A 21,582-nucleotide genomic window follows, 5' to 3' on the forward strand; every position below is an offset into this window, starting at 1 on the left:
TCTACTCCCCTACTCCCCTACTCCCCTACTCCCCTACTCCCTACTCCCTACTCCTTTACTCCCCTACTCCCCTACTCCCCTACTCCCTACTCCCTACTCCCTACTCCTTTACTCCCCTACTCCCTACTCCCCTACTCCCTACTCCCTTACTTCCCTACTCCCCTACTCCCCTACTCCCTACTCCCTACTCCCTTACTTCCCTACTCCCTATCAGATTTATTGAGATATTTTAAGTTTTTCAACAATGTTTATCAGTGATGAGAAGTCGTGCGGTAAACTAAGTCGAAGCATTCGCTTATAAAACTTGCTGTCCCATTTGCCCTTAAGCAGGTATGGCAAAATCAATTTGTTGGGAGAATTTAATTCATGTCTCATTCAGTAAAAATTTATGATACTTGCATTGGTTGTACTCAGTGTGTCCGTGCTTGTCCATTAGATGTTTTAGAAATGGTACCTTGGGATGGTTGTAAAGCAGGTCAAATTGCTTCATCCCCTCGTACAGAAGATTGTATTGGTTGTAAGCGTTGCGAGACTGCTTGCCCTACTGACTTTTTGAGTGTCCGAGTTTATCTAGGCGCTGAAACTACTCGCAGTATGGGTCTCGCTTACTAATACTAATTTCCTTCTATTGGTTTTTGGTTTGAGATTTAATAGAGGGTAAGAAAAATTTTAGGTATAAGAACTAAAAATTTTGTAGAGGGAATTAATAATTTTCCCTCTATTTTTTAGTATTATCTATCTAGCACCTAGTGCCGCTACGCAGAAGTTAGAAGTCAGAAGTTAACCCAGATGAGTCAGATACAATCATTAAGATAATTTCTGGGATTGGAATTATAATTATTGATGGAAAACGTTTTTCTTACGAAACTGGTGATGTGTTTGATGTTCCAAAAGGTATCAGTCATGGTTTTGAGGTAGGGGATGAACCTACGCTTTTCCTATCTACCCAAACACGAGGGATTCTCAAAAGTGATGGTTCTGTAGACTTTAGATATGCAGATTTAGAAGAGAGTTCTAATTGATAGAAATAATTGCCTAATATTTAACTTCCCTGGCGGGAAGTCCCGCGCTCTCCGGTGGGGGAGCGTCATAAAGGAAAGCCAGGGCCAAGATTCGGATACCTCCACAAGCTAAACGTTCATAAGCCGCAAGACATGCTAGGTACATTTTGTTATTGTAAGCGTCATCACAGGGGGAGGACATCACCTCTGTTAAAACAGCGGTCAGTTTTTGCTGACTGAAGAATCCCGCGTTTTCGCGTAAGCGCAACGTCGGGAGTATGTCAAGATAATACTTGAAATATTCAGGTAAAAAAAAGTAGTGAAGATGGATTTACCGAAGAATTAATAGTTAATAATTAATAATTAATAGTTAATAATTAATTATTCATTCAACAATTAAGGTTTAAAGCCTCCCCTTTCAAGGGGATAAATCAAAAAAATTTCCTTGAGCGCCAATCCCCTTCTTTCAAGAAGGGGTAATTATTAATTATTAATTGTTCATTGTTAATTGCTGAAAATAAGCTTTAGAAAGATATCAAGGTACTAAACTCAACCTTGATGAATTGAGTAAATATCAATAGTGGGCTTTCCGTTTTTTCCATAATGAAGAATTTGTTTCAAACCCAAACCTTTCAGTAACTATACAGCTAGACTTAGCAAAACCTCGTGAGGTTTATGAAAGGTCTTTTCAAAATACCCAAGGAGCATCTTTTCAAGGTTATCTTGTATGGAATTTAGTTAAAACTTTATCTGTGGAGTGGATTTTTTGTACCCGCAAAATCGATGGCGAGTGGTATCTCTTTAAGAATCTTCCAGTTTATTTCCCTATTGCTGTTGGTGGAGATAATAGGTTTCAAGATGTGATTATTAATGATGTTATTTCGATGGATTGGACAAAGTTTTGTAGAGTATATCGAGACTCTATTGAAAACTCAAACATGGATATTGGTTCTCTTCCTCCGTTGGTATGGGAAATTTCTCATTTTATTGGCAACCTACCTTACTTAAACTTTACATCATTTCAAATGCACCGTGGAACACAGAAAACTGGTCGGCCTCTGTTTTATTTTGGACAACGCCATAATTCTTATCATCGACAGACTGTTCCGTTGAGTATTACCTTCGACCATGCAAATACAGATCCCTATATATATATATTGAACAACCTTATGCAAACCTATCAAAATTTGTTGATAAGTGTTTAATCGAAATTAGAAAAATTATTTAAAAAGTATCAATACATACTATGTTGCTCATGCGGAATGAGGCGCGTAGAGTGAGTATTATCTTATATACAGGACTAAGACAAAATTTATGATTATACCTTACCTGTTTATGGTATGGGTGCGTTGCAATACACCCTATAGGTAGATTTGCTGCCTCAGTCCTAATACAGTTAAAGTTAATAGGAGTAAAAAATTCAATGTGTGGAATTGTTGGTTATATTGGTACACAGTCAGCTACAGAAATTTTACTATCAGGATTAGAGAAATTAGAATATCGAGGTTATGATTCTGCTGGGTTAGCTACTGTTTGTGATGGTCAAATCAAATCTGTTCGTGCTAAGGGTAAGTTGCACAACCTCCGAGAAAAATTGGTAGGAGTGGAAATGCCAGCTAATGTTGGTATTGGTCATACTCGTTGGGCAACTCATGGTAAACCGGAAGAATATAATGCTCATCCCCATACGGATGATACGGGGCGAGTGGCAGTTGTGCAAAATGGAATTGTCGAAAATTATCGAGAGTTACGCAAAGAATTGGAAAGTCAGGGGCATAAATTTGTTTCTGATACTGATACAGAAGTTATTCCTCATTTAATTGCCGCATTTTTATCTAATTTTACTGGACAGAGGGAAGCATTTTTTGAGGCGGTGCGTCAAACAGTGAATAAATTGGATGGGGGGTTTGCGATCGCTGTTGTTTGTGCAGACTATCCAAATGAAATTATTGTTGCTAGACAACAGGCACCTATATCTATCGGTTTGGGGCAAGGGGAATTTTTCTGTGCTTCTGATACTCCTGCTCTTGTATCTCATACTCAAGTTGTTGTGAGTTTGGATAATGGGGAAATTGCTCGTTTAACGCCTCTGGGAGTGGAGGTTTATAATTTTGATGGCGATCGCGTTAATAAACTTCCTCGTATTCTTAACTGGAGTCCGACTTTGGTTGAGAAACACATTTTTAAACATTTTATGCTCAAGGAAATACATGAGCAACCAAATGTTGTGAGGAGTTGTTTAGAAGCTTATATTAATAGTGATTGGGATGCTATGAATAGTCTTGTTTCTCCTACTAATTTAAAGTTATCTTCATCCCTATATGAAAATTTAGAACAGGTTGAAATTTTTGCCTGCGGTACGAGTTGGCACGCCAGTTTAATTGGCAAGTATTTATTAGAACAATTAGCCGGAATTTCGACTACAGTAAATTATGCTTCTGAAGCTCGTTATGCTCCTTCACCTCTGAGAAAAAATACTCTCTTAATTGGTGTTACTCAGTCTGGAGAAACGGCTGATACTTTAGCAGCTTTAGCAATGGAACAACAGCGTCGTTTAGATAAACCTGCCGAATTTGAATCAATATTATTAGGAATTACTAATCGGGCAGAAAGTTCTCTTGCTAATTTAGTTAATCAAATTATTGATATTCGGGCGGGTATTGAAATTGGGGTTGCAGCAACTAAAACTTTTGTCGCGCAGGTAATGGCATTTTATTTTTTAGCCATAGATTTATCATGGCAACGAAAATATTTATCTGGGGAAAGAATCGCAGAAATTATTAATGGTTTACAAAAAATTCCTGCACAGATGGAACAGATGTTAGAAACTCAAGATAGTCAAATCGAAGATTTTGCTCACCAGTTTAATGATACTCAAGATTTTATTTTTGTAGGTAGAGGAATTAATTATCCAATTGCTTTAGAAGGTGCTTTGAAATTGAAGGAAATTAGTTATGTTCATGCTGAGGGATATCCAGCAGGTGAGATGAAACATGGTCCGATCGCTTTGTTGGATGATAAAGTGCCTGTAGTGGCGATCGCTATGCCTGGTTTAGTTTATGAAAAGGTGCTTTCTAATGCTCAGGAAGCTAAAGCGAGAGATGCGCAGTTAATTGGGGTGACTCCTGAAAGTACGGAGGCAGATGTGTTTGATAATGTGTTGGCGGTGCCTGCGGTGGATGAGTTATTGTCGCCGATGTTGACAGTTATTCCTTTGCAGTTGTTAGCTTATCATATTGCTGCTCATCGTGGTTTGGATGTGGATCAGCCAAGAAATTTAGCGAAGTCGGTGACTGTGGAGTAGGGTTTCAGTTATCAGTTATCAGTATCTTCTGTTGAGTAGACGCAAGCTAAGTTTGAACAATATCTCAAGGAAAGTTCAGTAGGGTGCGTTACACTCCGTTAACGCACCCTACCAGATCGGCGATAGCACTGAAATTGAGGATTCCTAAACTTCAGTTAAAACAAGACTTAAAATAGCTGGAATACTAGGACGAGCAGCAACATTAGGCAAGAGTAGCAAGACTAGCTTAACTACATCTATGATAAAGAACATCAATGAGTTTACTAATTGAATAACTTGGATCACTAATGCTGCTCCATCAGTGAGAACATCTGCAATGATTGTCGCTAACGCTTGGACTACATAGATTAACAGCAAGAAAGGGTTTTGATCCCAGATCAGTATCTTAAAAGTTTTCAACATTAATTTTGTAAACGCGTATAAAGACTCACTTGCCTTCACTGCTTTTATAAGAGAACAGATTACTGCATAAATTTCTCTGGCTGATTCTTTAACTGCATTCCATAGCCGTGAGCCTTCAGATGTAGCTGTTCCAATTAGCCGTTTAATTTTGTCGATTAAAACCACAAACTTAGCACCTATTTCCTTAAAAATTCCCTTAAAAATTTTAATCGCCTTGTTCGTAATTGCTTCGGCAACTTTAGCAATTGTCTTGGCTGGCTGCACCCCAGCTGCATTTCCAACTCCAACAATAGACATGATAATAAAAGCAATATCTATAATTACACAAGCTATTTGAGTGACAATTTCAACAGTTTTCCCTTCAGAAGTTAAAGAATTAGCTCTGACAAACAATTCTCCATCAATGCGACATTCAAACAAGCCTTCTTGGTTTGTAGAATATTCGATTCGCTGCAAGAACTCACTATTAGCTTTGTAAACATTTTCATTAATCTCTTTTGTCTGTAGCTCTTTACGGAGCTCACTCAAGACTTTATCCTCAACTTCCTGCCAACTTCTCCCTCCTTTTTGATAAAGTTTTTCGAGGTCTTCATCTTGTTGTGCCATCTCTATCGCTTGTTGAACTGCAGATCGTGTTATGTCTTCATCGTAAAATGCCTGAACATTTTTCTCTTTAAAATCACGACTATTCATTACTGCTATGATAGGTAAGGAAAAAAGGTCTATTTCTTCACTTCCCCGATCTGCTGGAACATTTGCTTCAGATTGCTGGAACGGTTCTAAGATTTCAGACACATCTAAGCTTAACCATCCGTTAATTATTTCTTCAGTCAAGAAGTCTGAGTTATATTGGATAGAATCACATCCATGGAAAGTTACCATTACCATTTGACTTTCTCCTGAAAATGCTTAAAATTTGAAAATCGCTGTTGTCAAGTTTTGTCAACATCCTCAGACCCCATAAACAACAGCCTCGGTATTCTCTTCATCCCTCGGGAGTTTTGAGGTACATTCTATAGATCTGACTATATTCCTTTGTGTCAGCGATATCAACGTGTACTGGTAGACTTGCTGTGATTGCTGTTAGTGCAACAGAAAGCATTTCTTTTTGGATATTTCGATTAGCACAGAACCACCACGAAAACTTTGGAGTATCAGACTTAATATCTTTGAGCATAATATAAATTACTCCATTTTCTGCCGGTCCAGCCATCAATACCCTACAAGTGTAGCACCCAACAGAAGTGCTCAACGCCTCACCTACTAAGTTGGATTCATGTGTTACTTGAGTCATAATAGCCTCTCAATAAATAAGCTTTAGATTAAAGACATTTAGCTTTGTGCCTTTTGTTTCTACATCTCAATTTTCCCCTAACTCCCTAACCCTCGTCCATCGGAAAGTTCAGGACTTAAAGTATAAAAACTTAACAATAACAGTTCGGCAAATTCGGAAAATTAGGCTAAAATAGTGATAAACTTAACCCATACTCTTCCCTATGTCATTTGCAACAGTTCTACAACTCCTAGATGACCTAGTTCTTAGCAAAACTGGTGAAAACCTCAGCCATATCCAGAAGACGATTATCAAAGGGAGTTTAGAGGGTAAAACTTATTCAGATATTGCCCATGAATCCTATTTAACTGAAGGTCATATTGGGGATAAGGGATCGGAATTATGGAAACTTTTATCTGAGGTTTTGGGAGTGGATATTCATAAACCAACAGCAAGGGGAATTTTAGAGAATATTCAATTTTCTAATATTTCATCAGAGGGGGATTTTCTAGCACTTAATAACCTTCATATCTGCACCGATCACCCTAACTCTAAAGAAGCTAACTCACCCCCCGAAATAATCCCAACTCAACCCTATCTAGACTTAGGAACTGCCCCAGAAATTTTGCGCTTTTATGGCAGAATTGAGGAACTGAATACCCTAGAAAAATGGATAGTAGGCGATCGCTGTCGTCTCATTACTCTATTAGGACTCAAAGGAAGTGGAAAAACTGCTTTATCTATCCAACTAATCCAACAAATTAAACACCATTTTGACTATATCATCTATCGAAGTTTATATTTTTCTCCTCCCTTAGATAAACTCTTAACTAAACTCCTACAAATCTTCCCAAAATCAGCAAAAATTCCAGAAGATACAGAAGATAAAATCTCTTGTATTCTTAACTATTTTCGTCAATATCGTTGTTTAGTTATCCTTGATGATTGGTATCAAATCTTTAAACCCGAACACCTTGCCGGAAGGTATAAAAATGGTTATGAAGATTATCATTTATTCTTGGAAAAAGTTGGTCAAAAAAATCATCAAAGTATTCTCCTCTTAAATAGTCAAGAAACCTCTTCCGAAATCGCTGTATTAACTAAGACTAACCCCTTCATCCGTTCCTTAACTTTATCCAGTTTAGGCAATTCTGCTAAAGAAATTCTCAAAGATTATCAACTGTTAGATGTGGACAAGTGGGACATTTTAATAGAAAATTATCAAGGCAATCCTGAATGGTTACAGATAATTGCCGTAATGATTCAAGAGTTTTTCAGGGGTAGTTTCACTCAATTTTTAGCTATGAATCCTTTAATTTTAACTGAATCTCTCAAGAATATATTCGATAAAAAATTTCAACGTCTTACCCAAAGTGAGAAAGAATTAATATTTTTGATAGCTCAAGAAAGTAATCCCATTTATTTAACAAAACTCTTAGATAAACAATCTGTTTCTATCCCTGATTTATTAATGGTGATAGACTCTCTGAAAAGACGAATTTTACTCGAATTAAAACCGAAAAATCAAGAGACGATTTTGTTCATTAATCCCCTATTAAAAGAGTATATTAATCAGCTTTGAATGACCTAATTCAGGACTTACGCAACTGAATCGCGCTGCAGCGCAACAACGGAACTTGAAAATCTATTATTGCACACTTTTAGCTTTTAGCTGTGTCGGTCCACTACTGGATTGACACAGCTAAAATGGTGCCCTGCGACGGATTGCTAAATCCCTTTCATCGTCTGAGTTTAAGCTGTCTTTTCATGTCGCGCAGCGTTTTTCATGTCGGCGACAGCCGTTTAGCGTTCCGCACAACTCCGTTAACGCTTCGCGACATGTTTGCGGAGCATTCCGTCAGGAAAAAGCGGAGCTTTGCGCTAGCAAAACGGAGTTATGCGACAGCAAAACGCACCCTACAATTTTGCTGGGCTTTGTTACATAAAAATAGCGATCGGTAGCGATAGAACATCCATTCCGCTTTGGTTCGCATATCAAACGCGGAGCAAGCGCGGCAGCTATATTGCTCTATTTCGCGATTATTGATGTTCTATTCATCTATTGTCCAATAGTTATTGCTCTGCTAATTAAATCTCAAAACTTTTACCTGGAAAGGTTTCAGCCTTTTTTTGTCTCATATTGATGTTTGATTCATCTATTGTCCAATAGTTACAGCAGTTTACGCGCGTTATGAAGTACATATGCACAAGCAAGTAAGGCAGATATATACTTTCATGCAACAAAGCCATTTTGCTGCGTTAACTGAAGATGATGCCGTGGGTTGGTTTGAACATTGTGGTTTATTCATATGAAAACCGCTGTAAATAACGATTAATTTGATCATGGCTAATTTTTTCTAGGTGGTTAGCTAAATTAGTTAAAGTATAGTTGGTGTGAGAATTGAGTAAATATTGACAATAATTAATATAATTAAAGTCCATGTTTTTAGGAAAAATTAGTGGTAATTTAATTATCTTATAATTAGGATTTTTTTTGATGAGCGATCGCGAGCAGCAATATTTTGGATTATTATTATTTATATGTACAAAATAAATTATAATAATCCAAATTTTAGCATTTCCAGAGTTTCAAGCATAACATTTGTAACCTTCTAAATTTTGTTGCTAGGAAAAACTATAAATTCTTCATTTACAGTAATTTCTAGAGTCAAAAAATTAGCAATTTTTCTTAAATACAGGTTTAATAATTTCTATATGTGTTTGATTTACTGTTGCTTCTGCTACAAAATTAGGATTTTTAGCTACAATATTATCTGATTGTTGTGCAGATTAGTGAAAACCCCATAATTATTTTTAAATGTTTTATCCAGGATTTCTATTATAAAATGTCTCACTAAATCAAATTCTGGAAACATAGGAAAACACATAATTACCAGGATAGTAATTATACCACTTTCTCAGACAATAGCCAAGCAGAGCTAAAAGTTTAATCATAAACAAGTAATATTGAAAAGAGAAAATAACTAAAAAATAAATTTCAGTATTTCAAACCTCTAGCTCCAGTTGGAGGTAATGATAACTGATAACTGTTAACGTAGTTCCTCCGCAGGAGGCTAACTAATAATTGAAATGACCCAAATTCTCAAAGCAACAACCCAATTTAATTTAGTCGATCATGTTCCTGTTGGTTTATGCCTACTACGACAAGATTTTGTTGTCCTATTTTGGAATCGTTGTCTAGAAAATTGGACAAAAATTTCTAGGGATGACATTATTGGTAAAAATCTTTTAGACTTTTTTCCTCACCTCAAAGAACCTAAATATCAAAGTCGTTTCTACCAAGTTTTTTCTGGGGGATTTCCTGCTATTTTTTCCCCTCAATTACACCCTCCTTTAATTCCTTGTTTTCTTCCCAATGAACAAACAAGGATTCAACAAACTACCGTTAATGCTATTCCTACTGACGATGGTAATGGTTACTATGCTTTAATGTCTATTCAGGATATTACTGATTTAACAGATCGTATCCACATTTATCAAGAAGAACTAAAAAAACGCCAATCAATACAACAAGAATTAGAACGTTCTAATGCTGAATTAGAAAATTTTGCTTACCTTGCTTCCCATGATTTACAAGAACCTTTACGGATGGTTACCAGTTTTACTCAAATGTTAGGCCAACGTTACAAAGATAAATTAGATGCAGATGCTAATCAAATTATTGATTTTGCCGTAGATGGAGCTATGCGAATGCAGTCTCTAATCCACGATTTACTGGTATACTCAAGGGTGGGTAGACTTGGCCAATCTTTTGAGCCAACTGATTGTGAAGAGGTTTTGGATACGGCGTTAAGTAATCTTCAGTTGTTGATGGAAGAAACTAATACCAATATTTGCCGAGAACCCTTACCTACTGTTATGGCGGATAAGTCCCAATTAATTCAACTATTTCAAAATATCCTCAATAATGCCATTAAGTATCGTAGCGAAGAGCCACCAAATATTGAAATAAGCATTCGTTCAGAGGATGACTATTGGTTATTCTCGATTAAGGATAATGGTATTGGTATTTCTCAACAGTATTTTGAGCGAATTTTTCTGATTTTTCAACGGTTACATACCAGACAAGAATATCCAGGAACTGGCATTGGATTAGCAATATGTCAGAAAATAACTCAACGTCATCAAGGGAAAATTTGGTTGGAGTCAGAATTAGGAAAAGGTTCAACATTCTATTTTACTCTTCCTCGAGCTATGCCAGAATAGATGTTTATCCTAGCCTATATTAGAAATATAATACCTAATTTTGTAGTAAAAATAATGAACGAAAAAAATAAGGAAATTAATATTCTCTTAGCAGAAGATAATCCTGGAGATGTTTTTATTATTAAAGAAGCTCTCAATCAAAATGGTTCGCCTTATAAACTATATCAGGTATCAGATGGAGAAGAAATAATGAAGTTTCTCCATAAACAAGAAAATTATAAAAATTCTGTCCGACCCCATCTAATTCTACTAGATTTAAACCTTCCTAAAAAACATGGCTTTGATGTCTTGAAAGAAATTAAACAGGATAAGGAATTAAAAACTATTCCTATCGTTGTCTTAACCTCTTCCAAATCGGAAAAAGATATTATTGAAAGTTACTCTCTCCATGCTAGTTGTTATCTGACTAAACCAGTTGATTTGCCAGAATTTATGGCAGTGATACAGTCTTTAAAAGAGTTTTGGTTTAGATTTGTGCAACTTCCTTGAATTTCTAACTATTTTGTCAGCATTTCCTACGGAATGCTATGCAAATAGCGTTCAATAATTGATAATTGATAATTGATAATTGATAATTGATAATTACCTCTCCCTAAAAACGGATAGGATTGAATAAAAGGAAATTTTTTTTGTTTCTCCACGGTGAGTGAGAGGCTTTATACCTTTATTTTTCGGTAAGTTAGAAGTCAGGAGTTAGGAGTCAGGAGCCAGAAGATAAAAGGATTTTGAATTGTCTTAATTGTTCTTAAATATATCATAAGTAGTTGTGCAAAATAGATTTCCTACTTGGGAAAGGGAACAGGGAATAGGGAACAGGGAACAGAGAGTTAATAGAATGTGTAATTAATTTTGCTTATGCACTTAAATCATTCCTGATATCTAATGTAGTAATCAGCTATTAATTTATTCTTTTTGAAAGAGGAAGTAAAATTGAAAGACTGAGCAAAAATTCTAAGTTACTCCCAAAAGAGATTAGCTAATCTTTTGCCTATTTCTGCTAGAAATATATTCAAAGATGTAGGTATATCTGCCTTGGGAAAGGGAACAGGGAATAGGGAACGGGGAACAGAGAGTTAATAGAATGTGTAATTAATTTTGCTGATGCACTTAAATCATTCTTGATATCTAATGTAGTAATCAGCTATTAATTTATTCTTTTTGAAAGAGGAAGTAAAATTGAAAGACTGAGCAAAAATTCTAAGTTACTCCCAAAAGAGATTAGCTAATCTTTTGCCTATTTCTGCTAGAAATATATTCAAAGATGTAGGTATATCTGCTTAAGCTTCTATTTAAGTTTCTCTTGCCTATAAATGACTAAAGATGTATGATAAATAATAGAGAAAAGCTAGATAGAAGAAATGATGAACCAGCAGTTAGTTTCTATTCTTCTTGTAGAAGATAATTTAGGAGATGCTTTTTTCCTGCAACAAATTTTGAAAGAATCTCAAATTAGTAAGTTTCAGGTAAGTCATTTTGATTATTTAGCAAAAGCTATATCTCATCTAGAAAATGCAACTTGTGATGTAATTTTATTAGATTTACTTTTACCAGATAGTCAAGGATTAGAAACTCTTTTAAATATTCAACAAAAAGCTGCCAATATTCCTATTGTGATTTTAACAGGAATGAACGATGAAAAACTAGCTATGGAAGCTGTGAGAAAAGGAGCGCAGGATTATCTGATTAAAGGACAAGTTACAACTGAGATTTTAACTCAATCAATTCGCTATGGAATTGAGAGAAAAATCATCCAAAAAGAACTGAAAAAACGCACAGAACAATTAGAGAAAACTAACCAAGAACTGAAAAAAAAAACAGAGGAATTAGAGGCGGTTAATAAAGAATTAAAAGCGTTTAGTTATACTGTTTCCCATGATTTACGCAATCCTCTCAGCAATTTTAAAGGAGTTCTCTTTCTTTGGGTAGAAAAATATAAAGAGCAGTTTGATACTCAAGACCGACAATGGTTTGATATTATGAATCGGTCTTGCGATAGAATGAATCAACTGATTCAGGATTTAATGTTATTTTCTCATGTTGAAAAACAAAAGACTTACTTGAGTGATGTTGATTTAAGTGTATTAGCTAATCAAATTATTCAGCAATTAGAGATGAAATATCCTAACCAAAAGGTAGAAGCTATTGTTGAATCTAATATCATCGCAGTGGCAGATGAAAATCTTGTGTATATTGCTTTAGAAAATCTATTAAATAATGCTGTAAAGTATAGCCAAAAACAAGAAAAAGTAATAATTGAAGTGGGAAGTTTTTTTAATCCTGACTCACAAGAATTAGAAAATAATCGAGGTGAGGAAATATCTCAAAAACAGTTGGTTTATTTTGTTGCTGATAATGGAGTGGGTTTTGATATGAAAGATGCAGATAAACTGTTTATTCCCTTTGAGAGGTTACATAGTAAAAATGAATTTGAAGGCACAGGAATTGGGTTGGCAACTGTGCAGCGAATTATTAAACGTCATGGTGGGAAAATTTGGGCAAATTCAGAAGTTGGAAAAGGTTCAACTTTCTATTTTACTATTCCTAATTCTTCTCAAACATTGGCAATTGAGAATTGAGAATTGAATGGCTTAATTTAGGATTCATAATTTAGAAATAAAGTTGAATTATTACAGTAGAGATCTCCAAATAATAAAATCCATTATCAATTATCCATTATTAATTATCCATTATTTCCCCCTATTCCCTTTTTATCTTGATTAAAAATTTTCGATGACAGTGAGTAAATCCTGAAAAGAACCCACTTTAAAGAACAGAATAATATCGCCTTTTAGTTGTAACTCCTCAACATCAAATCTTGCCTGGGCTAAAAGGACAGAGTTCTCAGGTTCTCGCATGGGTACGAGGTGTTCAATATCTTCCTCTGTATAAGTAGGAACAGCATAGTGCATTGGCTGGTCTAACATATTACTCATTGACCCCATCACGCCATTAATCACAATATTCCCCACTTCAGTCAATGTCCCAATTTTGAGGGTATCTAAGTCGGGACTTTCAACTTCTTCTCCAGTGAGGACAGAAACTAGACTAGCTGCACTTTCTGTGGGAAAAACTAACTGTGCCGTACCAGCAAAAGACCCACTAAAATCCAATTGTACTGAAGATAATGGCTCGATACCTAAACGTTGGCTCAATATCTCCTGTAGTTCAACCCCTGATAGTACCTCTAACAAAGGTACTTGTAAGCGAATACGAAATTCTATCATTTCGTTGAGCATTTTGGCCGCTTGGCCAATACCAACATTAATTAACTCAGTCAGGATATCAAGTTGTTCATCTGTCAGACTTACCACTTTAATTTCAACCTTTTGCTTGGAGTGCTTGAGAAATTGCTTCTTTAATTTCAGGAGGTTTTGGAGGTTTTTGTAACATGGTAAAGGCTCCTAACTCTTCACATTGAGTGCGGGCAGCATCTTGAATATCTGCTGATAATACAATAACAGGAATGTTAGAGCCTTGCTCTTGAAGTTTTTTTAGTACCCCAAAACCATCAAGTTCTGGCATTAACAAATCTAGGAGAATACAATCAGGGGAATGAGTAGCAACCATTTCTAAGCATTCATTACCATTACCAGCTTCTAGCATTTCATGGTTGTCTTCTTTGAGAGCTTTTTTGACCATTCGACGGGCAAATGCTGCATCATCTGTAATTAAAATTAAGGCCATAAATTCGATTTGCTACCTAATTACCAAATTTGGATTATACCTCATGGATGGTGTTCCTCAGAGTTAATAGCGAATCGCCCCTACAGGATAAATAGGAGTTATAGAGAAGTTGGTCGTTCATAATACCAAGAGTGATTTTTCTGCCATATTTACCCCATAATGCTCACTTTTTCCCTCTATTAACTGAAAAGCTGGTACTTTTTCCGGGCTGAAAATTTCTCAAACCTTTATTTGTCAATCCTTTGATATTTAATCAGCAATCCCTATCAGAGCTTAACAAGATGAAAATATTTCTGAATATTTGATTGTCTGTGAGCAAGGAAATTTAGTTGAATAAAAAATCATGCATATAGACGAGTAACCCCATTTAAGTTTTATCTTATCACAAAAATCGTGAGGATGCAACCAACAATATTCTTGAGATTTTTCTCGGAGCTTCAGAAAATGAACTGGGTTAGTGATTTTCCATTCAGGAGGGAGAGATGGAAAAATTTGATGAGGGAAAAACAAGCATTTATGGAAGCTTCAGAAAATGACAATATTTCTGGTAGAGGATTTTTCAATCTTTTCGGTGTATTGCCTCTATTCCATTGCTGACTCGTAACTCAAAAATTTAATCGCGGACAAAGATACCAAATGACTTCTATAATACAAAAAAGTTGATGCTGCTATTCACTCAAACGACATGGAAATAGATGAAGATGTTAAAGCGTTCCTAGTTGACAGCTATGAAACTCTCAATCAGTTAGAGAGTGATTTAGTCGAACTAGAACAACACCCGACAAATCCTGAATTGATGCAACGTATTTATCGCTCGCTTCATACCCTCAAAGGAAATAGTGGATTTTTGGGTTTGGATATTCTTCAATCTGTAGCTCATGCGGGGGAAAATTTATTGACCTGTTTGGAAGAAGGTCTAATTATTTTGACTCCTCAGATTACGAGTATTTTACTTCAGGTAATTGATGCGATTAAACAAATTCTCTCCTGTCTGGAAGAAACGGGAGAAGAGGGGGATAATAATTATGACTCTCTAAAAGAGAGTTTGTCAAGTACCATCTCATCAAAACAGACTGAAAAAACCCAAACAGAGGTTTCTTCTCCTCCTGAAAACTCTTCGTCTCAGTTGGAACAAGCAGAAAATTCGCCTCAAAAGTCAATGATCGGCGATACTCAACAAACTGTTTCGGAACAATTACTCCCTGGGGAAACGGAACAATTATCTAATATTCCAGAGACTTCTTCGATGTCTCCCTCATCAGGAGATTTATGGGAAGATATATCTACTATTTCTGCAACTTCAAATATTTCAGATAGTTATATTCGAGTAGATGTACAACTGCTGAATAAATTAATGAATTTGGTGGGAGAGTTGGTTTTATGTCGCAACCAAATCTTAGAATTTACTAATCAACAGACTGATACTGTTTTTGCTGATACTTCCCAACGTTTAGACTTAGTAACTACAGAATTGCAAGAAGGGGTAATGAAAACCCGAATGCAGCCAATTCGCACGATTTGGAGTAAATTTCCTAGAGTGGTGCGAGATTTATCTGTGTCATTGGACAAAGAAATAAATTTAGAAATGGAAGGGGAAGAAACTGAACTGGACAAAACTTTAATTGAAGCTATTTCAGCTCCCCTAACTCATTTAGTCCGTAACTGTGTGGATCATGGTATTGAACTCTCAGATATTAGAACTGCTAAAGGTAAACCTCCCATCGGTAGACTTTGGTTAAGAGCTTTCCATGAAAGTGGTTATGTGAATGTAGAGGTTGGGGATGATGGGGCAGGAATTGATGTAGAGAAGATTAAAGCTAAAGCTCTTCAACGTCATATTATTACTAATGAACAAGCATCCCGTTTAACTCCAAATGAGGCATTAAATCTGATTTTTATTCCAGGGTTTTCTACTGCTCAACAAGTTACTAATGTTTCAGGACGTGGAGTGGGGATGGATGTTGTCCGAACCAACATTGAAAAAATTAGTGGCACTATTGATATTTCTAGTCAAGTTAATCGGGGAACTACTTTTAAATTAAAAATTCCCCTGACTCTAGCTATTATCCCTACCTTAATTATTACTACTAATGGCGATCGCTATGCTCTACCTCAAGTCAGTTTATTAGAGTTAGTCCGTCTGGAAGGGGAGGATGCGAAAAAAGGGGTAGAAATGGTTCATGGTGCCCCTGTTCATCGTTTGCGGGGCCATCTTTTGCCTCTGATATATTTAAGGGACGCATTACAATTAGAAGCAAACCTGGCCTACCGTTATCCTCTGGCGACTCCCTGGTTAGAGGGTTCAAATCTCAAGGGGCAAAATCACAATCTGGATATTCTAAATATTGTTGTTCTACAAGCTGCAAATCAGTCTTTTGGTTTAGTGGTTGATGCTATTAATGATACTCAAGAAATTGTGGTTAAACCTCTAGGAAAACAGCTTAAAGGAATTTCTTGTTTTGCTGGAGCAACTATTATGGGAGATGGAAGGGTAGCATTAATTTTAGATGTTCAGGGATTAGCTGAAACTGTTCATGTAATTTCTGAAGAAACAGATTCTCAGATAACAGCTACACAAGCAGAATCTCAAGAAACTGCTAATGAATTGGAGATGTTATTGTTATTTTCGGGACCTGATAATCGACGGATGGCTATTACTAGGTCTAGGGTTGCTCGTTTAGAGGAATTTCCTATTACTTCTGTGGAACGTATTGGTAATCAAAAGGTGATTCAATATCGGGAACAAATCTTACCTTTAATTTATTTATCGGAGCTTCTTGGTAGAAATGAATTATCTTCTCAAAGGGAAAATTTTTCTGAATTATCAACTATTCAAGTGGTGGTTGTAGCGATGGATGAGGATAATTTAGTAGGGTTTGTAGTGGAACAAATTTTGGATATTGTGGAGCAAGAAATTAAGATTAAAGGTGCTGCTACTGAAAAGGGAATTGATTATGCGGCAGTTATTCAGGAAAGGGTGACAGAAATTTTGGATGTGGAGGAAGTAATTAAGATGGCTAATTTAAAATTTTTATCGAATTTTAAAACTAAGTTGTCAGAAAAGCAAGTTACCGTTTCGGTTTAAGGAAGAAGCAAGAAAGTAGAAGCAAGAAGGAAGAAGGGATGGAAGGAAGGCAGAATTCTTAGTAGCCTTATCTTATCTATAGAAGCCCTAAGCGTATCTCCAGAAAATAGGTTGGAGGGAAAAGTAATTGATAAAAAATGGGTAATAATTGATTTGATGATTTGATGATTGGATGAGTGGGAGATATCTAATATAAAATCCGGTTATACAGTAATTGCAAAACTACTTCTTCATTAAGACAAGTTTTCTATTGAATAGGAATTATATAATTTAATAGTTCAAATCCAATATTTCTCCTAACTCCTGTACGGGCGTTAACGATAGTTATGCGAAGCTAACGGCCGTTTCGCTGCGCGACATGTTTGCGGAGCATTCCGTCAGGAAAACGCCCCTACGAGGACTGACTCCTCCGCAATACGATAACTAATTACCCGGATTCTATATAATACATCCCATCTCCCCATCTCCCCATCTCCCCATCTCCCCATCTCCCTCCTCTGTTTTTAAATAGATCCCTTCAGGAGTTCTATAAGTCGTAGGGTGTGTTAGGCGGGTTATAATCTGCCAAAATAATCATTTAACCCCTGTATACCGCCGTAACGCACAGATATCCCCTTGTATCGGCGCGTTATGTGAGAAGAATATTAACTTGACTACGCCATGATTAAATTATCCCGCTTTTCATGTTGCGCAGCAAAACGCACCCTACTAGACTGTTTCATCTTAAATGGTGCCCTGCGACGGATTGCTAAATCCCTTTCATAGTATTAATTTAAGCCGTCTTTTCATGTCGCGTAGTGAAACGCACCCTACTGGACTGTTTCATCTTAAATGGTGCAATAGTAGGGGCGGGTTTCCCCGTTAAATTAACGAACTTTCACCTAAAGTTAGATAAACCCGCCCCCCAATGATGTAACGGACAATTTTAGATGTGTCGGTCTACTAGACTGTTTCAGCTAAAATAGTGCATTAGTGGAGTAGTAGGGACGTTGCATGGGACGTCCGTACAGGAGTAGGGGAGAAAGATTGTTGTTGGGTTTCGTCCCTCAACCCAACCTACATCTAAAATGGTGCCCTGCGACGGATTGCTAAATCCCTTTCATAGTATTAATTTAAGCCGTCTAACGCACCCTACTGCATTGTTTCATCTTAAATGTTGCAATAGAAAATGGGGGGGGTGGGGAGATGGGGAGATGGGGAGATGGGGAGATGGGGGGATAGGGTGTCAGTTATACAAAAAAATCTAATGCACTATTTTAGGTGAAACACTCCACTACAATTTTGCTTCCTTCTTCCTTCTTCCTCTTTCCTTCTTCCTTCTTCCTTCTTCCTTTTAGTTTTATAGAATAAAAAATGGAAAATCCAACTATAAAAGCGACCCAAGAAAATCAATTTTGTACTTTTTATCTAGAGAAACTATTCTTTGGCATAGAAGTAGAAAAAGTGCAAGAAATTATTCGTTATCAAAAGATAACTCATGTGCCTTTATCCTCACCAGAAGTTGCTGGATTAATTAATCTTCGGAGTCAAATTGTAACTGCAATTGATTTGCGCAGGAGATTGAATTTAATTGATAATAAAATGGAAAAATTACCTCTTAATGTGGTGGTACGTTTTGAAGATGAAACAATTAGTTTATTAGTGGATGAAGTAGGAGATGTGATTGATGTATCTCAAGATAATTTTGAACCGCCACCGGAAACATTGAGAGGAAAAGTACGGGAATTAATTCGAGGTGCTTATAAGTTAGAAAAACAACTTTTACTAATTCTTGATGTGGAAAAAGTTGTTGATATGAGTGTTGCTTAGAAGTAATATAGTTTCTGCTTGAATAGTTATAAATAAAGAGCGAGAAGTCAGGAGTCAGGAGTCAGGAGTCAGAATGGAAGAAGGTTGAATAATTGATAATTGATAATGAATAATTGATAATTACCTCTCCCTAAAAGGAAGCAAAATTGTAGTGGACTGACACACGTTAAATGGTGCAATAGATGTAGGTTTGGTTGAGGAACCGAAACCCAACAAAAATTTTGCTCCCCTACTCCCTTACTCCCCCATTCCCCTACTCCCTAATGTACAGTCTTAGCTGTGTCGGTCCAGTAGGGTGCGTTAGACGGCTTCAACTCAGACTATGAAAGAGATTCAGCAATCCGTCGCAGGGCAGCATTTTAAATGTGTCAATCCAGTAGGACAAATAAACCTCACTATGTAATGAAATGTTTACCCTGAGATTGCTATCCGTTCGGGAATGCTCCGCAAACCTTCCACTCCGTTCCAGTCGCAATGACATACTTTTCATTAATGAATAATAGATAATGGATAATGGATAATTAACTCATTGAAGTGTCACCTAAGTATAGCATTAATGCCTGGTAATTGGTATTAGGGCTAGAGCAAAACTACGAACCTTATTATAAGTGTTTTACTAAAAAAAATATTATATCATGTCCGCTAGTATGGTTTGTGTAAACATAAGTGTGAATATCTACAGGAAATTTAAGTTTTTCCCGCTTTTAAGCCTTCTCTCCTAGATAACTAATACCATCAAAAACTTTTCTACATTTTATTAAGTAGAGGAGTAAGGGAGAAGTCAAATAAGAATAACTAACATTAACTTGGCTTAAATTAACAAAAAGATGTTCAGTCTGTGTTATTTACTTAATAACTGAAGTGTTGCCTAAGTATAGCATTAATGCCTGGTAATTGGTATAAAACCTTCCTCCTTCTACCTTCTACCTTCTTCCTTACCCTTTACCAATGCTGCCGTATTCTATATTACTCAAAATAAGCAGTCGCATCTTCTACTTTTAAAGGATAAGATAAAAAATATCCTTGTCCATATTCACAACCAAGAGATTGAAGAATATCTAATTGTGCAGCAGTCTCTATTCCTTCAGCAATTACTTCCATTTCTAATGTATGTGCTAGGGCAATAATAGTACCAACAATTTCTAAATCTTCCTGAGAGTTATCCATTTGATTCACAAAATAACGGTCAATTTTTAAACTATTTAGAGGAAACTTTTGTAAATAACTCAAAGAAGAATACCCTGTGCCAAAGTCATCCATACTTAACTTAATATTCAGTTGTTGTAACTCAGATAAAATATCAACTGCTTTAACCGCATTTTCCATCAAAGTAGTTTCTGTAATTTCTAACTTGATATTTTCCCCACTTACTTGTGTTTCTGTCAAAATCTGCTGAATTTTATTCGTCAAACTTGAATTATTGAGTTGTCTAGCAGATAAATTAACACTGAGGAAAATATTCCTTGCTTGGGGAAAATTTTCCTGCCAAGCTTTTAATTGCAGACAAGCATTTCTGAATACCCAATCATCAATTTCAACAATTAATCCTGTTTCTTCAGCTATTGGAATAAACTCCCCTGGAGGGATGAAACCTTTTTTAGTATGTTGCCAACGAAGTAATGTTTCAAACCCAACAAGATTTTGGCTGGTTAAAGATATAATTGGCTGATAATACAAGATAAATTCTTGACGTTTTAAGGCTTGTTGTAAATCCTGTTCCAACTCTAATATCTTTAGAGTTAAACTGTGCATATCTTGGTTGAAAATAGCATAATCAACTTGACTACTTTCTTTAGCTTCTTTCATTGCTAAATGAGCATCCCGTAAAATATTTTCACCATTTTCATAAACATTACAATCACAAACAATGCCAATACTAACTGAGATAATTACTTCTTGTTGATCGAACTTAAAAGGAGATTTTAATCCTTCTTGAATACGTTGAGCAAGACGAATTCCTTCCCCACAAGATTGACTATTTTCTACTAAGATAGCGAATTCATCTCCTCCACAACGGGCGACAGAATCTTCACTTCTGATTATAGTTTGTAATAGATTAGCGAATTCTCTAAGTATTTGGTCTCCAGTCGGATAACCTAAACTGGTATTTAAGACCTGAAATCTATTAATATCAATCAGCAATATGGAAAAGAAATAAGTTGCATCTCGTTTAGCAATTTCTAATACATGGGATAGTCGTTCGAGAAACCAAGCACGATTTTGTAAATTTGTCAAAGAGTCATGGGAAGCATTGTAAAGTAATTCTTCTTCAATGTTTTGACGTTGATAGATTATGTGCTGAAGTTCTTGTTGAAGTTGGTTTAGTTCTTGAGTTTGTATAGCAATACGCTGTTCTAAATGGTGTTTTTGTAATAAAATTTCACTCTCTGAATGTTTTCGTTCAATGGCATAGTAAATTGACCGAACTAAGAAAGCAGTGCTAACCTGTTCTTTGATTAGGAAGTCTTGTGCTTTTTCCCGAACTGTTTCAACCCCTAATTCTTGGCTATTGGTTACTGTTAGTACGACAATAGGAGTATATGGAGCTTGTTCGTTAATTGAGATAACTGTTTCAATTCCTTTACTGTCGGGTAAATTCAAATCCAGTAAAATTACATCAAACTCATTTTGCTGAAGTTGTGTAATTGCTTTTTCTAATCGCTCAACCTGGGTTGTGTTAAATTGCGTCGTATTGGCTAATCTTAACATTTCGAGAATCAGGAAAACATCTCCTGGATTATCCTCAATTAATAAGATATTTAAGGTTCTAGGTGATAGCTGGAGTTGGTTAGACATA

Annotated in this window: 16 protein-coding genes and 1 pseudogene; 11 read left to right on the plus strand and 6 right to left on the minus strand. The window is 36.1% G+C overall.

Translation table 11 applies throughout. The features are described from left to right. The first annotated feature begins 366 nt into the window (after positions 1–366). The 4 genes from psaC (at position 367) to glmS (ending at position 4,305) form a co-directional block, all read left to right on the plus strand. A complete protein-coding gene (gene psaC / locus ACP6PK_RS09730) occupies positions 367–612 on the plus strand; it encodes a photosystem I iron-sulfur center protein PsaC (RefSeq protein ID WP_006616272.1) in 246 nt (81 codons plus the stop codon). A gap of 191 nt (positions 613–803) precedes the next feature. After that, a complete protein-coding gene (locus ACP6PK_RS09735; RefSeq protein WP_426559449.1) occupies positions 804–1,022 on the plus strand; it encodes a cupin domain-containing protein in 219 nt (72 codons plus the stop codon). Positions 1,023–1,753: 731 nt separating this feature from the next. After that, the gene (locus tag ACP6PK_RS09740; RefSeq protein WP_426559428.1) at positions 1,754–2,206 is read left to right on the plus strand and encodes a hypothetical protein; all 453 of its coding nucleotides are present in this window, start codon (positions 1,754–1,756) and stop codon (positions 2,204–2,206) included. A gap of 218 nt (positions 2,207–2,424) precedes the next feature. Further along, complete coding sequence (gene glmS / locus ACP6PK_RS09745) at positions 2,425–4,305, plus strand: glutamine--fructose-6-phosphate transaminase (isomerizing) (RefSeq protein ID WP_426559429.1); 1,881 nt, start codon at positions 2,425–2,427, stop codon at positions 4,303–4,305. Between the two features lie 144 nt (positions 4,306–4,449). On the opposite strand, the gene ACP6PK_RS09750 is transcribed toward glmS, so the two are convergent. Beyond that, positions 4,450–5,595 carry a hypothetical protein gene (locus tag ACP6PK_RS09750; RefSeq protein ID WP_426559430.1) on the minus strand — a complete coding sequence of 382 codons (1,146 nt, stop codon included), beginning with the start codon at positions 5,593–5,595 and terminating at the stop codon, positions 4,450–4,452. Between the two features lie 97 nt (positions 5,596–5,692). Next, entirely contained in the window at positions 5,693–5,920 is a 228-nt protein-coding gene (locus ACP6PK_RS09755) for a hypothetical protein (protein WP_426559431.1), read from the minus strand. A gap of 283 nt (positions 5,921–6,203) precedes the next feature. Between ACP6PK_RS09755 and ACP6PK_RS09760 the strand changes: the two genes are divergently transcribed. Further along, the gene (locus ACP6PK_RS09760) at positions 6,204–7,562 is read left to right on the plus strand and encodes a helix-turn-helix domain-containing protein (RefSeq protein WP_426559432.1); all 1,359 of its coding nucleotides are present in this window, start codon (positions 6,204–6,206) and stop codon (positions 7,560–7,562) included. 725 nt (positions 7,563–8,287) lie between these two features. On the opposite strand, the pseudogene ACP6PK_RS09765 reads toward ACP6PK_RS09760, so the two are convergent. Then, a pseudogene (locus tag ACP6PK_RS09765) lies at positions 8,288–8,422 on the minus strand (IS701-like element ISPlag1 family transposase); the annotation flags it as partial. Between the two features lie 648 nt (positions 8,423–9,070). On the opposite strand from ACP6PK_RS09765, the gene ACP6PK_RS09770 reads away from it, so the two are divergent. The 3 genes from ACP6PK_RS09770 to ACP6PK_RS09780 all read left to right on the plus strand — a co-directional run bounded on the left by ACP6PK_RS09770 (position 9,071) and on the right by ACP6PK_RS09780 (position 12,783). Continuing rightward, on the plus strand, positions 9,071–10,207 hold the full coding sequence (locus tag ACP6PK_RS09770) for a PAS domain-containing sensor histidine kinase (RefSeq protein WP_426559433.1): 1,137 nt from the start codon (positions 9,071–9,073) through the stop codon (positions 10,205–10,207). Between the two features lie 54 nt (positions 10,208–10,261). Continuing rightward, positions 10,262–10,696, plus strand: a complete 435-nt coding sequence (locus ACP6PK_RS09775) for a response regulator (protein WP_426559434.1) — start codon at positions 10,262–10,264, stop codon at positions 10,694–10,696. A gap of 869 nt (positions 10,697–11,565) precedes the next feature. Continuing rightward, positions 11,566–12,783, plus strand: a complete 1,218-nt coding sequence (locus ACP6PK_RS09780) for a sensor histidine kinase (protein WP_426559435.1) — start codon at positions 11,566–11,568, stop codon at positions 12,781–12,783. A gap of 141 nt (positions 12,784–12,924) precedes the next feature. On the opposite strand, the gene ACP6PK_RS09785 is transcribed toward ACP6PK_RS09780, so the two are convergent. Further along, the gene (locus ACP6PK_RS09785) at positions 12,925–13,518 is read right to left on the minus strand and encodes a chemotaxis protein CheC (RefSeq protein ID WP_426559436.1); all 594 of its coding nucleotides are present in this window, start codon (positions 13,516–13,518) and stop codon (positions 12,925–12,927) included. A 7-nt stretch (positions 13,519–13,525) separates the two neighbouring features. Then, the gene (locus tag ACP6PK_RS09790) at positions 13,526–13,891 is read right to left on the minus strand and encodes a response regulator (protein ID WP_426559437.1); all 366 of its coding nucleotides are present in this window, start codon (positions 13,889–13,891) and stop codon (positions 13,526–13,528) included. Positions 13,892–14,335: 444 nt separating this feature from the next. Here ACP6PK_RS09790 and ACP6PK_RS09795 point away from each other — a divergent pair, with 444 nt between their 5' ends. From ACP6PK_RS09795 to ACP6PK_RS09805, 3 genes are all read left to right on the plus strand, one after another. Continuing rightward, positions 14,336–14,488, plus strand: coding sequence for a hypothetical protein (locus ACP6PK_RS09795; protein ID WP_426559438.1), 153 nt, complete (start codon positions 14,336–14,338; stop codon positions 14,486–14,488). 88 nt (positions 14,489–14,576) lie between these two features. Beyond that, positions 14,577–16,976, plus strand: coding sequence for a chemotaxis protein CheW (locus tag ACP6PK_RS09800; protein ID WP_426559439.1), 2,400 nt, complete (start codon positions 14,577–14,579; stop codon positions 16,974–16,976). A 1,353-nt stretch (positions 16,977–18,329) separates the two neighbouring features. After that, positions 18,330–18,785, plus strand: coding sequence for a chemotaxis protein CheW (locus tag ACP6PK_RS09805; RefSeq protein ID WP_426559440.1), 456 nt, complete (start codon positions 18,330–18,332; stop codon positions 18,783–18,785). Between the two features lie 966 nt (positions 18,786–19,751). Here ACP6PK_RS09805 and ACP6PK_RS09810 read toward each other — a convergent pair. Further along, entirely contained in the window at positions 19,752–21,581 is a 1,830-nt protein-coding gene (locus ACP6PK_RS09810) for a putative bifunctional diguanylate cyclase/phosphodiesterase (protein ID WP_426559441.1), read from the minus strand. Between the last annotated feature and the right edge of the window lies 1 nt (position 21,582).

The sequence above is a fragment of the Dapis hubbardiae BLCC-M172 genome, from assembly GCF_050016015.1.
Lineage (GTDB): Bacteria > Cyanobacteriota > Cyanobacteriia > Cyanobacteriales > Microcoleaceae > Trichodesmium.

Excerpts from the sequence above, each read along its gene's own strand:
- psaC (WP_006616272.1), top strand. The coding sequence starts at position 367 with ATGTCTCATTCAGTAAAAATTTATGATACTTGCATTGGTTGTACTCAG.
- glmS (WP_426559429.1), top strand. The coding sequence starts at position 2,425 with ATGTGTGGAATTGTTGGTTATATTGGTACACAGTCAGCTACAGAAATT.
- ACP6PK_RS09750 (WP_426559430.1), bottom strand. The coding sequence starts at position 5,595 with ATGGTAATGGTAACTTTCCATGGATGTGATTCTATCCAATATAACTCA.
- ACP6PK_RS09755 (WP_426559431.1), bottom strand. The coding sequence starts at position 5,920 with ATGGCTGGACCGGCAGAAAATGGAGTAATTTATATTATGCTCAAAGAT.
- ACP6PK_RS09760 (WP_426559432.1), top strand. The coding sequence starts at position 6,204 with ATGTCATTTGCAACAGTTCTACAACTCCTAGATGACCTAGTTCTTAGC.
- ACP6PK_RS09770 (WP_426559433.1), top strand. The coding sequence starts at position 9,071 with ATGACCCAAATTCTCAAAGCAACAACCCAATTTAATTTAGTCGATCAT.
- ACP6PK_RS09775 (WP_426559434.1), top strand. The coding sequence starts at position 10,262 with ATGAACGAAAAAAATAAGGAAATTAATATTCTCTTAGCAGAAGATAAT.
- ACP6PK_RS09780 (WP_426559435.1), top strand. The coding sequence starts at position 11,566 with ATGATGAACCAGCAGTTAGTTTCTATTCTTCTTGTAGAAGATAATTTA.
- ACP6PK_RS09790 (WP_426559437.1), bottom strand. The coding sequence starts at position 13,891 with ATGGCCTTAATTTTAATTACAGATGATGCAGCATTTGCCCGTCGAATG.
- ACP6PK_RS09795 (WP_426559438.1), top strand. The coding sequence starts at position 14,336 with ATGAACTGGGTTAGTGATTTTCCATTCAGGAGGGAGAGATGGAAAAAT.
- ACP6PK_RS09800 (WP_426559439.1), top strand. The coding sequence starts at position 14,577 with ATGGAAATAGATGAAGATGTTAAAGCGTTCCTAGTTGACAGCTATGAA.
- ACP6PK_RS09805 (WP_426559440.1), top strand. The coding sequence starts at position 18,330 with ATGGAAAATCCAACTATAAAAGCGACCCAAGAAAATCAATTTTGTACT.
- ACP6PK_RS09810 (WP_426559441.1), bottom strand. The coding sequence starts at position 21,581 with ATGTCTAACCAACTCCAGCTATCACCTAGAACCTTAAATATCTTATTA.